Raw genomic sequence first — 13,946 nt, forward strand, 5'->3', positions numbered from 1 at the left:
CACAGTCGAATGAGTCGGATCCGGGTACCAGACGTCTCGCAGCGAGGATAGATCGCGCGGCGACAAAACCGCCAACCGCTGTGACCGGCCTCACTGAAATGAGAGGCGATTTGCGGAGTCCGAATCGCTGCGACCGGCTCAGCTGCGCCGGCGACGACGACCTGAGCTCGGGGCCGAAGACGCAAATCCCTGGAGTAGCTCCGACACCGAACGACCGGACGCATGTGCGCCGGGGTGATCGGGCGAACCCTCACCCTCGGCCAGCAGGGCATCGGGGATGCCGCCCTCGGGCGGTGCGATGACCTCCCACTCGTCGGTCGGCGTGTCATCCACGAATCCCTCGGCTGCCGGAGCATGCGCGGCGGGCTCGTCGGCGCGGCGACGGCCACCACCGATGTGCCGGCCGGCAGCGTGGGGCGCTTCACCGGCGGTCGGGGCAGTCTCCTCGCCCGGCTCATCGACCAGCTCGGCGACGAGCTCCTGGGCTTCGGCCGGTTCGGGTGTGGCCGGCTCGGGGTCGGCGGCCAGAGGCTCTTCGGCGGCGATCACGGGGATGACCTCGGTCATGCCCTCGGGCTCTGGCGAAGCGTCGCCGGTCGGCGGCGCGGTGGAAGCAAAATCTTGTTCGGCAACGGCACCGTCGTCGACGAGGCCGGCGGGATACTCCGCAAAACCGGAGGCGTACGCGGCGTCGGGCCGATTGAGCCAGGTCGAACGGTTCTCGAGCTCGGGCAGTTTCTCCCGAAACAGGGCGATCCGGTCTTCGGGCAGTTCTCCGAGGATCTGTTCCAGGCTCTCGCGAAGCGCCTGCAGCTCGGTTTTCAGAGCCGCGAGCTCGGATCCCGATTCGGCGCTGACCTCGCGGCGAACCTGGCTCTCCACGCCGAGTTCGTACTGGCGGCGGGCGGTGATCTCGCGCTCGAGCTGCAACTCGTAGACCAGCCGCAGATCGCGGGCCTTGGCGTCGGCGGAATCAGCTGCGCGACGGTATTTGGTGACCAGGATGGCGCCGATGACCGCGGCCCACAGCGCGGTGATGACCGCCAGCGAACCGGCGACACTCATCTCCGAGGTGAAGATCATGAACACGCTCGAACCGAGGGCGAGCAGCAACAGAACACCGAGCAGCCATTGGCCCGGACCACGGCGTGTCCTTCTGGCGTCAGCCGAGCGGCCAGTGGAGGTGGTCATTGGGCAAACATACCGGGCAGCGACGATCGATTTCGCCATCTGACCCGGCAAGTCCTGTTATAAGGGCCCAGGTGACCTTCACCACCGATCACGCGGTGAGGTCCTCGGACGGATCATCCGGCGTACGACAGCAGTATTCGAGCCACAACGCCGCGACCGCGAGCAGGATGGCACCGACCAGTCCGACAATCGCGCTCGGCAGATCGTCGCGGGCGGCCGCCAGCTCGCCTTGACGCGTCAGGAGATAGACGAGCGTCCCGGCCCACACCCCCGTTGCGAGCGCGCCCAGGATCGCCGACGCCTTCGCCAGTGCCAGGACCCGCGCGGCAGTGATCGGATGCAATTGTCCACGGTGCGCACCGATCTCGCGATCGTCGACCCTCGACCGGACCACAAATGCGATCACAACCTCAAGTGCGGCAAGGACATACAGGACCACGCCGGCGAGAAGCGGCAGCGGTGGCATCGACCCGTAGCTGACCCGGACCAACAGGAACACCACCACCGCGACCACACCCGCGATCGCGGACAGATCACGGATGCGGGTCGGCCCCATTCGGCCGTCGTCGGGCTTGTGTTGCGGAGTTCGCCGGTTCATCACCCGATATCCGTCCCGGTGCTGCGCCGCGCGACCACGAGTTGCCCGTCGGTGCGATACACCCCGGAGCGCTCGTCGTCGGGCAGTACCGCGATCAGATCGGCCACCCGGACCTGCTCACCGTCATGCCACAGTGTTGCCGCCGGATCGACGTCCAGCCAGGGAATCAGCACAAACGCGCGCTGCGACGTCCTCGGATGCGGCAACGTCAGGATCGGATCGTCGGACACGACGTCGCGGCCCGCACTGCGCACCGAGATCACGTCGACATCCAGAGTTCTTGGGCCCCAATGCTGTTCCCGAACCCGCTGCGCCTGCTGCTCGAGGTCCTGTCCGGCCGCCAGCCAATCGGCGGCCTCGCGGCTCGGATCATCCACCACGACAACGGCATTGAGGAAATCCTGCTGCTGCACGCCACCCCAGGGCGCAGTCGAGTAGACGGCCGAGATGGCCACCACCACATCCGCCAGGCCGTCACAGACCGATTGCAGATGGGCCATGCGGTCACCGATGTTGGAGCCGATCGAGAGCACCGCACGACTCACCGTGCTCCCCCATTCACTGCATCCCCTTACGGGATCGCCTGGCCACCACCGCAACATCGTCGAACGTCAGCGGGATCGGCGCAGACGGCTTGTGCAGCGTCACTTCACACGCCGCCACCTGCTCGGTTTCCAGCATCACAGTGTCGGCGATCTCGGCGGCCACCGTCTCGATGAGATTGCGCGGGGTTCCCGCGATGATGTCGTGGGCGGTTTGCGCCAACGCGCCGTAGTCGACGGTGTCGGCGAGATCGTCGGTGGCCGCGGCGATCCGCGAGTCGACCCACAGGATCACGTCGACGATGAAGTCCTGGCCATCGGCGCGCTCATGATCGAACACGCCATGATTTCCCCGAACCTTCAACCCGCGCAACTCGATTCGGTCAGCCATTGCGCCCTTTCATCTCGACTTCGTTCTTCACATCCGGAAATCCGCCGGCATGCCACGCCTTCGCGACGGCCACCGCATCGCGGCTCGATGCCACGTCGTGCACCCGGACGCCCCACGCGCCGTACGCCGCGGCCAGCGCACTGAGCGCGGCCGTGGCGACTTCCCGTCCGTCCGGCGGCCGCACCGTCCCGTCGGCGTCGGCCAGCAGGGTTCCGAGGAAGCGCTTCCGGGAGGCCCCGATGAGCACCGGGAATCCGAGCGCCACCAACTCGGGCAGCCGCTGCAGCAACGCCCAGTTGTGCTCGCCCGTCTTCGCGAAACCGAGACCGGGATCGAGGATCAGCGCGCCCGGATCAACACCTGCCTTGACGGCGGCGTCGACCTGTTCGAGGAGTTCGGTCCTGACCTCCGAGACCACATCGCCGTAACCGGCGGCCTCACCCGAATGCGCGTAGTCGGAGCCTGTCGGCCGCCAGTGCATCAGGATCCAGGGCGACCCCGACTCCGCGACCACCTTCGCCATGTCGGGGTCCGCACGGCCACCGGAGACGTCGTTGATGATGCCCACCCCGGCCGCCAGCGCGGCTTCGGCGACCTTGGCCCGCATCGTGTCGACCGACGTCACGATGCCCCGCGACGACAGCCCTTCGATGACCGGCCGGATGCGCGCGATCTCCAGATCCGAATCGATCCGCTGAGCTCCCGGCCGCGTGGATTCACCACCCACGTCGATGATGTCCGCACCGTCGGCCACCAGAGCAACACCGTGCTCGATGGCCGCGTCGACGTCGAGATAGCGACCGCCGTCGGAGAACGAATCAGCGGTCACGTTCACCACGCCCATGATGACCGTGTTCACGACTCCCGAACCCAACATGTCGGCAGCACCACGGCGCGCTAGCTCTTTCGGGAAATGAAATCCAGGGCTTCTCCGCGCGAGATCGCACTGGTCTTGAACTGCCCGCGAACCGCCGACGTGGTGGTGGTGGCGCCCGGCTTGCGGATGCCGCGCATCGCCATGCACAGGTGCTCGGCCTCGATCACGACGATGACGCCGCGGGGATCGAGCTTGCGGACGATCGCGTCGGCGATCTGCGTGGTGAGTCGTTCCTGGACCTGCGGCCGGCGGGCGTAGAGGTCGACGACGCGGGCAAGCTTCGACAGGCCGGTGACCTGTCCGCTGGCGCCCGGGATGTAGCCGACGTGCGCGACACCGTGGAACGAGACCAGGTGGTGCTCGCAGGTCGAGTACATCGGGATGTCCTTGACCAGGACCAGTTCGTCGTGACCGACGTCGAACGTGGTCGCGAGGACCTCGTCGGGATCGGTGTGCAGGCCACCGAACATCTCCTGATAGGCGCGGGCCACGCGGGCCGGCGTCTCCTTCAGCCCGTCACGATCCGGGTCCTCGCCGACGGCGAGCAGGAGTTCTCGAACAGCACGCTCGGCGCGCTCAGCATCAAATGGGGCAATCGCGGTGCGGTCTTCGCGGTACGTCATTGTCCATTCTGTCCGGTTGAGGGCGGCTGACCGTTCTGGCCTTCATCGCCCTGGCCGCCACTGTGGTGCCCGCCGCCATATCCGTCACCATTGCGATGTCCGTTGGCCGGCGGCTGTCCGTAGGGGTTCTGCGGTTGTCCATAAGGATTCCCTGGCGCCTGACCGTAGCCACCATTGGGGTACCCACCACCGGGTTGCCCGTTCGGCTGACCGCCGTTCGGGACACCGCCGCTCGGGGGCCATCCCGGTGCCGACCAGCCCGCCGGAGCACCGTAGTCGGGGCGGGTGCCTCCCGGAATCGCACCCTGATGCTGGGAGTGCTGGCCCGATGCCGACTGCGCATGGGCGCCGGCCTTGGTCAGGTCCGGCGACTGCGGAACCTCGGGCGGCCACGGCTCGCCACGCTCTTTGGCCAGCTCGCCGGGGGTCTTGACCGGGGGCTTGTCGCTCGGGGTGCGCGCACCGAAGTCGTTGAACGTGGTGATGCGAGGACGCTTGGCAACCTTGTCGAAGATCTTCTCGAGGTCCTTGCGGGTCAGCGTCTCGCGTTCGAGGAGCTGCGTCGCGAGCTCATCGAGGGTGTCGCGGTGTTCGGTGAGAATCGCCCAGGCCTCGGTGTGCGCGGCCTCGATCAGGCGGCGAACCTCGTCGTCGATCTCGCTCGCGACCTCGGGTGAGTAGTCCGAATGCGCGCCCATCGACCGGCCCAGGAACGGATCGCCCTGCTCCTGCCCATAACGAACAGCACCCAGACGAGCGCTCATGCCGTACTCGGTCACCATCGCGCGGGCGATCTTGGTCGCCTGATCGATGTCTGACGACGCTCCGGTGGTCGGCTCGTGGAACACGAGTTCCTCGGCAGCACGCCCACCCATCGCCATCACCAGACGAGCGATCATCTCCGACCTGGTCATCAGGTCTTTGTCCTGCTCCGGCACAGCCAGAGCGTGTCCGCCGGTGCGACCGCGGGCCAGGATCGTCACCTTGTAGATCGGGTCGAGGTCGGGCATCGCCCACGCGGCGAGTGTGTGGCCACCCTCGTGGTAGGCGACGATCTTCTTCTCGTGTTCGCTGATGATCCGGCTCTTGCGGCGCGGTCCACCGATAACCCGGTCCACCGACTCCTCGAGGAGTTCTGCGGTGATGGTGGTGCGGTTCTCGCGGGCCGCGAGCAGCGCGGCCTCGTTGATGACGTTCGCCAGGTCGGCGCCGGACATGCCGGGCGTGCGCTTGGCCAGACCGTCGAGGTCGGCGTCGGCGTCGATCGGCTTGCCCTGGGCGTGCACGTTCAGGATCGCCTTGCGACCGGCCATGTCGGGGTTGCCGACCGGGATCTGACGGTCGAAGCGGCCCGGACGCAGCAGCGCCGGGTCGAGGATGTCCGGGCGGTTGGTGGCGGCGATCAGGATGACCCCCGAACGCTCACCGAATCCGTCCATCTCGACCAGCAACTGGTTGAGGGTCTGCTCACGCTCGTCGTGGCCACCACCGAGGCCGGCGCCACGCTGGCGTCCGACCGCGTCGATCTCGTCGACGAAGATGATGCACGGACTGTTGTTCTTGGCCTGCTCGAACATGTCGCGCACACGAGAGGCACCGACACCGACGAACATCTCGACGAAGTCCGAACCGGAGATCGTGAAGAACGGCACGCCGGCCTCACCGGCGACTGCACGTGCGAGCAGCGTCTTACCGGTTCCGGGCGGGCCGTAGAGCAACACACCCCTGGGGATCTTGGCGCCGAGTGCCTGGTAGCGCGCCGGGTTCTGCAGGAAGTCTTTGATCTCGAAGAGCTCTTCGACGGCCTCGTCGGCGCCGGCGACATCCGCGAACGTGGTGGAGGGCATGTCCTTGTTGAGCTGCTTGGCCTTGGACTTGCCAAAGCCCATGACACCGCCCTTGCCACCACCCTGCATCCGGCTCATCACGAAGAAGAACAGACCGAACAGCAGGACCAGCGGAAGGATGAAGATCAGCATCTGCATCAGGAACGAGTCTTTGTTGACGTTCGTCTGATACGTCGCACCCGAGGCGTCGACCCGGTCGAATATCTCGTCCGTGCTCTGCGCCGGATACTTCGACGTGATCTTCTTTTCGCCGTCGACCGGGTCCTTCAACGTCATCCGCAGCGTCTGCTCGCGGTCGTCGATCTGCACCTCGGACGCGTTCTTGGTGTTGAGCTGCGTCATCGCCACCGAGGTGTCGACGGCCTTGTAGTCACGATTGTTGTCCCGTAGCAGGGTCCAACCCCAGATCGCGAGCACGATTACGGCCACGATCGCCAGGTTGCGAAAGACAGTCTTGCGGTTCATTGGGGTGTGTCAGCCGAGACCGAGAGCCACATCTGCGGCTTTCGCTGTGATTTCGGCGCGTCCTTCCAGTCGGGATATCTGAGTCCTCAGGCTACCCGTCAACGATTCACCATGATCAGGCGTTCCCTACGAGCGGAACCGCAGGCCGATTCCAACTGGTCGCAGGTCAACTGCCACGCTCGCGCGGTCGCCAGGCTGAGGGCGTGAGATCAGTGCTTCACCGCCGGAATCACGACAAGCGGCTCGATGCCGCTGCGAGTCGAATTGCCGATTGCGACGCCCCAGATCCCGGCTTCGACGCGAACATACAAGCCCACGCCGACCGCCCAGGCGACAGCAGACGTCGCCAACAACGCAATCGCCAACGTCCGTAGCAGGTGCTCTCCACATGCTGCACGTCCCGCCGCAATCCGCGCCCCAACGCGACGTTCTCCCCCATCGATCCCCGATCCCCAGTGTCCCGAAAGATTGGACGCGGCGGGTCCGCAGCCGGTTCCACGAGCTGCTCGCTTCCATTTCTCACGCTCGCCCGGTCTGCAGGCTGAGCGAGTGTGAGTTCAGTGAGCGGGAAGGATCAGTAGCCGGGTGCGACTCGCTGCCAGGGGCGGGCTGCCTCGATCTGTGCGGCCAAGGGCAGCAGGACTGCCTCGGATCCGGGACGACCGGCGATCTGCACCGCCAACGGGGTCCGGCTCACCGGGTGAACACCGAACGGGACCGACATCGCCGGCCAGCCGAGCACGTTGAACAGGCCACAGAACGGTGCGTAGTTGACGTTGACCCACATGTTCGCGGCCCAGCCCCGCGCACTCCACCGTTTCGCCGACGGGGGCGACGCCGCGAGTGCGGGGGTCAGGATCAGATCGGCTTTGTTGCGGTCGAGGTACGCGAGCACCTTGCGCTCGATCTTCTCGACCTGCTTGTCGTCGACCAGATCGAACCTGGTGACGGTCCGGCCGAGTGAGGTATGAACCTTGCTGCGGCGCTGTAGCTTGTCGAGATCTCCACCGGCCGCTGCGAGGTCATCGGCATCGGCGGCCGCGCCGGCCATCCATCGCGTCAGCAGCGGTGCGGGATTGGCGGGGTACGGCAGGTTCGCGTGGGGCACGCGGTGCCCGAGCCCCGCCAGCAGCGAACTGCAACTCCCCTGCGCCTGCGCCCAATGCTTGTCGGTCTTGCCGACGGCCAGCGGAAAGTTCTCTGCCACAACAATTCCCAGCGGTCCCGGATCTGACGAGAGACCCGCTAGCGCCAGATCAGGCGCGTCGGCCATGACCGACAGCAACAGCGCCGCGTCTGCGACCGTGGTGGCGAGTGGACCGTTCTCGCTCATACCGAACCAGCCGTTGCCACCCATCTCCGAGGGCACCACGCCGCGGCCCGGTTTGAAACCGAACAGTCCGCAGTCGGCCGCCGGGATCCGGATCGAACCCAGCCCGTCGTTGCCGTGGGCGACATCGATCTGTCCGCTCGCGACCGCAGCCGCCGCTCCGCCCGACGAACCGCCCGGGGTCCGCTTGGTATTCCACGGATTACGCGTGACGGTTTTTTGATTGTCGGTGGTTGCCCACATACCCAATTCCGGAACTGCTGTGGTCCCGACAATAATTGCCCCGGCCGCCCGCAAACGCCGAACGACGGTGTGATTACCCAATTGCGGCGCACGACTGGTGGCCTGCGATCCGATCGTCATGATTTCGCCGGCGATCGGAATATTGTCCTTGATCGCCACCGGAACACCGGCCAGCGCCAATTCCCCGAGTCGGGGGTGCGCGGTCAAAACCTCGGCTTCGGCAATCGCGCGATCAGCGCGGACCGCAACAAATGCACCCAGATCTTGGTCCCGCTGTGAGATCCGGGCCAGCGCCGCCCGGGTGACCTCGACCGGGTCGAGCCGTCCCGCGCGTACTCCGGCGGCGGTCTGGACTGCAGTCATCGATCAACCTTTTAGTCTGTGTAGACGGACGGATGCAGTCGGCCGACGTAAGGCAGGTCGCGGTACCGCTCGGCGTAGTCGAGTCCGTAGCCGACCACGAACTCGTTGGGGATGTCGAAACCGACATCGGCCACCGGCACATCAACCCGGACGGCGTCGGGTTTGCGCAGCAATGTGCAGACCTCCAACGACCGCGGATGACGGGTCCGGAGATTCTTGATCAGCCAGGACAGGGTCAGACCCGAATCGATGATGTCCTCGACGATCACCACGTCGCGATCGTTGATGTCGCGGTCCAGGTCTTTGAGGATGCGCACCACACCCGACGACGACGTCGACGAACCGTACGAACTCACCGCCATGAACTCGAGCTGCGAAGGGATCGGGAGCGCCCGGGCGAAGTCGGTCATGAACATGACCGCACCTTTGAGAACCCCGATGAGAACGAGGTCGTCGGGAGCGTCGCGGTATCGCGAGGCCACACTCTCGGCCAGTTCGATGATCCGCTTCTGGATCTGCTCCTCCGTGACCACTACCGCTTCGATGTCATTGCCGTATGGATCGCGCTGCGTCGTCACACAGAACATCATGCCTCAATCGCCGCGGCAGCCACTGCACGGGGCGACAAATCGCCAATTCAGTCCATGTCCATCAAACGAATGAACTTCAGGATCACAAGTTTTTCGGGATCACAATTTGATTTACTGATTGGGCGCGACACCGAAGCACATCAGATCCACGGGCGGATTCGAAATCACTGTAACGGGAGCGATCGGCGAGAGTCGTACACCTTTCGATTGAATCGAAATTGGGCACGTGGACGAATCATTCACCTTTCAGGGTGACTTCTGGCCACCCACCCAACCGGGGACGTACCTCATGAAACGCAGAAATGGAATCATCGCACTATTCGCAGCCGCCGTGACCACCGCTGGATTTATCACGGCAATTCCGGCAAATGCCGCGCCTGCGCCCACCGATATCAATTACCACGCCGAAATCGTGGGCGGTAACCAGGTCGTAGTGACCACCGACATCGGTTCATTGCGAACCAACAACGATCAGCTCGAGATCGTCGACGCTGCCGGCCACGTGGCCGCCACCGTTCCCCTCTTCTTCAACCTCGAAGGCCGGCAATACCCGATCGCGGCGAACGCGAACGGACGCACGGCCACACTCACGCCGGCCGTCGCGCCGGCCGCGACGCCGGTCGCCGCAGCGACCACCAGGGAAGACCGTGACCTCAAGGCTTTGGAGAAGCTCGGTACTTATGTGTCGGTGTCCGTGGCGATCGGTGGTCTGGTCGGCACCATCATCGGTGCCGTCCTGGGATGTGTGATCGGGCTGCCAGCCGCCGGAGTCGGTTGTCTCCCGGGCGCGGTCACCGGCGCCGGGATCGGCGGTGTCCTCGGCACCATCGCAGTAGGCGGACCCACCCTGATCGGCGCTGCGGTCGAGTACTTCAACACGATCAATTCACCGTTCCCGTGATCTGACGTAGCTCAACGGTTGCGGCGCTCGACCACAAGTCGGGCGCCGCGTCGCGTCACCTGGGTCCGGAACTGCGGCCTGCCGCCAATGGCCACGGCCCCCTGGCCCCGCCACCGCATGACCAGCGCATCCACCGCCTGAACAACGGGTTCGGTCGGTTCTGTGGCGCCCTTGGCGAGTAGCCAGCGACGCAGCAGCCGGAGCCGGATGGCACCGGGCAGCACCGCGAGGTCGTCACAATCCACCTGATCGGTATCGACCAGCGCGGCATGGTCGTCGACCATCCGTTCCACCACGTCCAAGTCGAGTTGCAGGTGCCGCGCGGTCCGTGCCAATGCCTCGGCGACGCCCCCGGAGAGCACCTCGTCGAGCAGCGGCATCACCTCACGTCGCAAGCGGACGCGGGTGAACCGCGGATCCCGGTTGTGCGGGTCCTCGTACGGGGTCACGTCCAGTTCGGCGCATGCCGAAACCGTCGTGGAACGTCGCACGTCCAGAAGGGGTCGCCCGAATGGCGGCGCCCACGGCCTCATCCCGGCCACCGACCTCGCGCCCGAGCCGCGCGCGAACCCCAGAAGGACGGTTTCGGCCTGGTCGTCGAGTGTGTGCCCGAGGAGGACGGGCCGATCAGCGCGGTGGCTGTCGAACGCGGCATAGCGGGCTCGCCGGGCCGCTGCTTCGGGACCACCGCCACCGGTCACGTCGACCCCGACAACCACCGGCCGCGCACCGAGTCCTTCGGCCACCGCCGCAGCCTTGCCGGCGACCTCGGCCGAACCTGGTTGCAATCGGTGGTCGACGATCAGTGCCCGCACGTCGAGCCCCGCCCGCACCGCGGCCGCGGTCAGCGCCGTCGAATCAGGACCGCCGGACAGCCCCACGCACACCTGCGGATCATCCAGATGCTCTCCGGCGAAAGCCTTTACGGCCCTGGTGATCTCGGAGATGGCGCTCGAGGTCACAACACGCGGTCGATCCACGCCCGCGGGGTCTCGATCTCGGCGGGCAGCGGCATCGTCTCCGGCCCGGTCCAGATCGCGTTGAAGCGCGTCATGCCAACCGTCCCGACCACCTCGTCGACAAACGCCTTGCCCCGGGTGTACTGGGCGATCTTCGCGTCCATGCCCATCAGCGTGCGCAGCAGTCGCTGAACGGGGTTGGTGGGCTTGGCCCGCCGCTTGTCGAATGCCGCGCGAATACGGTCGACGGTCGGCACTTTCGCCGGTCCCACCGCATCCATCACATGGTCGGCGTGCCCTTCGAGCAGCGTGCCGAGCATCATCATCCGGGTGAATGCCTCGTATTGCTCAGGGGACTGAAGGAGCTGCATCGCGCCCACGATGCCCTTCTCCCGCGGCAGGTCGCTGCGCAGCGCGGCGGTGATCCGACCGACCATCTCACCTGTGGACTCGGCGTCCTCAGACGTGAGCTCCTCGACATTCGACTGCATGTAGTCACGTAGCCACGGGTTCGCCGAGAACTGCACCCGGTGGGTCACCTCGTGCAGGCAGACCCAGAGCCGGAAGTCCGCCGGAACCACCCGCAACCCACGCTCGACCGCGATGATGTTGGGGGTGACGAGCATGAGCACTCCGTCATTGCCACTGATCGGGTCCGGTGTGAACGGGTCGTACTGACCCAGGATCGCGCCTGACAACAGTGCCAGCAGTCCACCGGCCTGCACACCCGCGATCCGGCCCATCAGCCCGTGGTCTTCGTCGGGTTCGTCGGAATCGAGCATCGCCGACAACGACAGCGCCGCGGCTTCGATCCATTCACCGCGGTCGAGGACCCGGGCCGCGGGCACCGGAAGTCCATCGGCCAGACCGGTGATCTCCCGTACCGGCGCCTCCGAGGCCATCGCCGACGCCGCGAGCTCATTGCGGGCGGCCTCTGCGGTGTACGCGGTGGTCAACGGACCCGGCCGGGCGATCTTCTTACCCACCGTCGCGGCCAGGCTCCAGTCGATGCTCATCGACAACCGCATTCCCGCAGGGCCACAGCAACGGCGTCAAGCGCGGGCCTGGCCTCCGTCGGACCTGTTCCGTTGGACATCAAGGCAAAACTCAGCACGCGACCTTCTCTCGTCTGCACAACACCGGCCAACGCGCTGGCGACCGTCAGTGTTCCGGTCTTGGCACGAATCCATCCGGCGCCGCTGGAGTTCTCGAGAACAAAACGCTCCGAGAGGGTTCCGGTGGCACCCGCCACGGGCAGCATGTCCAGGAGTGGCCGCAGTTTCGGCTGCGCCGTCCCGGCTCCTGCCACGAGCACCTTGTCGAGCAATCCGGCCGAGACCCGATTGCCCTCGGACAGACCGCTGACATCCTCGAACACCGCGCCATTCAGGTTGAACCCGTTGTCGCTCAGGGTCTTTCGGACCGCATCGATGCCTCCGGCCAGTGAGGGCCGGCCGCCGATGGCCTTGGCGATCTCGATGGACACGGTCTCGGCGAGCACGTTGTCGCTGGCGCGCATCATGTCTCCGAGTCTGGTCAGCAGCGGCGTCGATGTCACGGAGGCGATCACCGGGGCGCCGGCCGGTGCGGTTCCCGAGCTCACCGGGTTGTCGACGCCGAGTGCAGCGGCCAGGGCCGATCCGGCAGCCAACGCCGGTGTCGCGGTCCGTGGCGAATCGATCTCCAATGGCTCCACGCGCCCGGAATCGGCGATGAGTGCTTCGATCGGCGTGATGTTGCCTCCGGCGATGTCGACCGGGTCCCAGCTCGCCGCCATCGTCGGGCCGGTGAAGGCGCTGGTGTCGACTGCCACCGAGGTGACATCGATTCCCGCTTTCTTGATCTGATCGGCCAGCGCGGCGATCCGCGGAGCGTCGGTGAAGAACGTCTCCTCGCCTTCCGGCTGCACGGACAGCGTCGGGTCGCCGGCGCCCACCAGGATCACCTGCCCGCCGCTACCGGCGACCACGGTGGTGGTGATTCGCTGATCATGCGGCAGCGCAAGCAATGCGGCCGAAGCGGTGAGGATCTTGATCGTCGACGCCGGCACCATCTGCTGGTTCGGGGTCTGCGACCACAGCGTCTGCCCGGTGATCGCATCGGAGACCTCGCCCGACAGGTCTCCCAGCCCCGGGTTCGCCAGCGCCTCGGCCAGACCCACGCTGATCCCGGCCGTCGTCGGCATCGGCGCATCGGCGGCCACCGGGTTGACCCGCGGGACCAGCGAGACCGGAGACGGCTGCGCCGAGGCACCCGCGGGGACACTGTCGGCCCGCTCGTCGACACGAAATGCGATGACCAGCACGATCGCTGCCACGATGATCAGCACAACAACGGGAAGTAGCGTCCACAAAAGCCCTTTACGTCTTCGCGAACTGCCTGGCACCAAATACCTCCGGTCGAAGTTCTTGCCGCTCGCGGCGGGCCCAGGTCTCCACAGTATCGTTGAGTCGATTTGCTGACCGGCTAGCCAGCACACATTCAGTGGGCAAGAACATACGAGGAGTACAACGTGGACTTCGACGTCACGATTGAGATCCCCAAGGGACAACGCAACAAGTACGAAGTGGACCACGAGACGGGCAAGATCTATCTCGACCGGTACCTGTACACATCGATGGGTTACCCCGCCGACTACGGCTACATCGACAACACCCTCGGCGAGGACGGCGACCCCTTGGACGCCATGGTCCTGCTCCCCGAGTCGGTGTACCCCGGCGTGATCGTCCGGGCCCGCATCATCGGCATGTTCCGCATGACCGATGAGGCCGGTGGCGACGACAAGCTGCTCGCGGTGCCCGCCGGCGACGTCCGCTGGGATCACATCCAGGACATCGGCGACGTCTCCGACTTCGAACTCGGTGCGATTGCTCACTTCTTCGAGCATTACAAGGACCTCGAGCCCGGCAAAGAGGTCCAGGCCGGCGGCTGGACCGGCAAGGCCGACGCCGAGAAGGTCGCACAGGAGGCCATCGACCGCCTCGCTGCACAGCCGCACTGACGCGGACGGAATCGGGGCTGATCAG

Annotated in this window: 14 protein-coding genes; 2 read left to right on the plus strand and 12 right to left on the minus strand. The window is 65.9% G+C overall.

Annotated features, from left to right (window positions below):
* Nucleotides 1–138 precede the first annotated feature (138 nt).
* The 9 genes from H290_RS0106690 to hpt form a co-directional block, all read right to left on the minus strand.
* Nucleotides 139–1,191, minus strand: coding sequence for a DUF6779 domain-containing protein (locus tag H290_RS0106690; RefSeq protein WP_020106007.1), 1,053 nt, complete (start codon nt 1,189–1,191; stop codon nt 139–141).
* An 88-nt stretch (nt 1,192–1,279) separates the two neighbouring features.
* On the minus strand, nt 1,280–1,789 hold the full coding sequence (locus tag H290_RS0106695; protein ID WP_020106008.1) for a DUF3180 domain-containing protein: 510 nt from the start codon (nt 1,787–1,789) through the stop codon (nt 1,280–1,282).
* Nucleotides 1,789–2,334: a 2-amino-4-hydroxy-6-hydroxymethyldihydropteridine diphosphokinase gene (gene folK / locus H290_RS0106700; protein ID WP_028462883.1), complete on the minus strand. Its 546-nt coding sequence runs from the start codon at nt 2,332–2,334 to the stop codon at nt 1,789–1,791. Before folK ends, H290_RS0106695 begins: the two co-directional genes overlap by 1 nt.
* 13 nt (nt 2,335–2,347) lie before the next feature.
* Entirely contained in the window at nt 2,348–2,722 is a 375-nt protein-coding gene (gene folB, locus H290_RS0106705) for a dihydroneopterin aldolase (protein ID WP_020106010.1), read from the minus strand.
* Nucleotides 2,715–3,599, minus strand: a complete 885-nt coding sequence (gene folP / locus H290_RS0106710; RefSeq protein ID WP_020106011.1) for a dihydropteroate synthase — start codon at nt 3,597–3,599, stop codon at nt 2,715–2,717. Before folP ends, folB begins: the two co-directional genes overlap by 8 nt.
* Before the next feature lie 20 nt (nt 3,600–3,619).
* Nucleotides 3,620–4,222, minus strand: coding sequence for a GTP cyclohydrolase I FolE (gene folE / locus H290_RS0106715; protein ID WP_020106012.1), 603 nt, complete (start codon nt 4,220–4,222; stop codon nt 3,620–3,622).
* Complete coding sequence (ftsH, locus tag H290_RS0106720; protein WP_020106013.1) at nt 4,219–6,534, minus strand: ATP-dependent zinc metalloprotease FtsH; 2,316 nt, start codon at nt 6,532–6,534, stop codon at nt 4,219–4,221. Before ftsH ends, folE begins: the two co-directional genes overlap by 4 nt.
* Nucleotides 6,535–7,108: 574 nt before the next feature.
* Complete coding sequence (locus H290_RS0106730) at nt 7,109–8,470, minus strand: amidase (RefSeq protein WP_020106015.1); 1,362 nt, start codon at nt 8,468–8,470, stop codon at nt 7,109–7,111.
* Nucleotides 8,471–8,481: 11 nt separating this feature from the next.
* Nucleotides 8,482–9,057 carry a hypoxanthine phosphoribosyltransferase gene (hpt, locus tag H290_RS0106735; RefSeq protein WP_110259489.1) on the minus strand — a complete coding sequence of 192 codons (576 nt, stop codon included), beginning with the start codon at nt 9,055–9,057 and terminating at the stop codon, nt 8,482–8,484.
* A 292-nt stretch (nt 9,058–9,349) separates the two neighbouring features.
* On the opposite strand from hpt, the gene H290_RS27985 reads away from it, so the two are divergent.
* A complete protein-coding gene (locus H290_RS27985; RefSeq protein WP_231373520.1) occupies nt 9,350–9,961 on the plus strand; it encodes a hypothetical protein in 612 nt (203 codons plus the stop codon).
* Nucleotides 9,962–9,972: 11 nt separating this feature from the next.
* Here the strand turns inward: H290_RS27985 and tilS are convergent, their stop codons facing one another.
* From tilS to dacB, 3 genes are read right to left on the minus strand one after another with little or no spacing between them, the layout of a single operon-like run.
* Entirely contained in the window at nt 9,973–10,923 is a 951-nt protein-coding gene (tilS, locus tag H290_RS0106745) for a tRNA lysidine(34) synthetase TilS (RefSeq protein WP_020106018.1), read from the minus strand.
* The gene (locus H290_RS0106750; RefSeq protein WP_020106019.1) at nt 10,920–11,948 is read right to left on the minus strand and encodes a zinc-dependent metalloprotease; all 1,029 of its coding nucleotides are present in this window, start codon (nt 11,946–11,948) and stop codon (nt 10,920–10,922) included. The genes tilS and H290_RS0106750 overlap by 4 nt, the downstream gene beginning before the upstream one ends.
* Nucleotides 11,933–13,243 carry a D-alanyl-D-alanine carboxypeptidase/D-alanyl-D-alanine-endopeptidase gene (gene dacB, locus H290_RS0106755; protein ID WP_369758779.1) on the minus strand — a complete coding sequence of 437 codons (1,311 nt, stop codon included), beginning with the start codon at nt 13,241–13,243 and terminating at the stop codon, nt 11,933–11,935. The genes H290_RS0106750 and dacB overlap by 16 nt, the downstream gene beginning before the upstream one ends.
* A gap of 189 nt (nt 13,244–13,432) precedes the next feature.
* Between dacB and H290_RS0106760 the strand changes: the two genes are divergently transcribed.
* Nucleotides 13,433–13,921 carry an inorganic diphosphatase gene (locus H290_RS0106760; RefSeq protein WP_020106021.1) on the plus strand — a complete coding sequence of 163 codons (489 nt, stop codon included), beginning with the start codon at nt 13,433–13,435 and terminating at the stop codon, nt 13,919–13,921.
* The last annotated feature ends 25 nt before the right edge of the window (nt 13,922–13,946 follow it).

This window comes from Nocardia sp. 348MFTsu5.1 (assembly GCF_000383535.1).
Lineage (GTDB): Bacteria > Actinomycetota > Actinomycetes > Mycobacteriales > Mycobacteriaceae > Williamsia > Williamsia faeni.

Bases quoted from the DNA above. Each gene is read 5' to 3' on its own strand.
- H290_RS0106690 (WP_020106007.1), bottom strand. From the start codon at position 1,191: ATGACCACCTCCACTGGCCGCTCGGCTGACGCCAGAAGGACACGCCGT.
- H290_RS0106695 (WP_020106008.1), bottom strand. From the start codon at position 1,789: ATGAACCGGCGAACTCCGCAACACAAGCCCGACGACGGCCGAATGGGG.
- folB (WP_020106010.1), bottom strand. From the start codon at position 2,722: ATGGCTGACCGAATCGAGTTGCGCGGGTTGAAGGTTCGGGGAAATCAT.
- folP (WP_020106011.1), bottom strand. From the start codon at position 3,599: ATGTTGGGTTCGGGAGTCGTGAACACGGTCATCATGGGCGTGGTGAAC.
- folE (WP_020106012.1), bottom strand. From the start codon at position 4,222: ATGACGTACCGCGAAGACCGCACCGCGATTGCCCCATTTGATGCTGAG.
- ftsH (WP_020106013.1), bottom strand. From the start codon at position 6,534: ATGAACCGCAAGACTGTCTTTCGCAACCTGGCGATCGTGGCCGTAATC.
- H290_RS0106730 (WP_020106015.1), bottom strand. From the start codon at position 8,470: ATGACTGCAGTCCAGACCGCCGCCGGAGTACGCGCGGGACGGCTCGAC.
- hpt (WP_110259489.1), bottom strand. From the start codon at position 9,057: ATGTTCTGTGTGACGACGCAGCGCGATCCATACGGCAATGACATCGAA.
- H290_RS27985 (WP_231373520.1), top strand. From the start codon at position 9,350: ATGAAACGCAGAAATGGAATCATCGCACTATTCGCAGCCGCCGTGACC.
- H290_RS0106750 (WP_020106019.1), bottom strand. From the start codon at position 11,948: ATGCGGTTGTCGATGAGCATCGACTGGAGCCTGGCCGCGACGGTGGGT.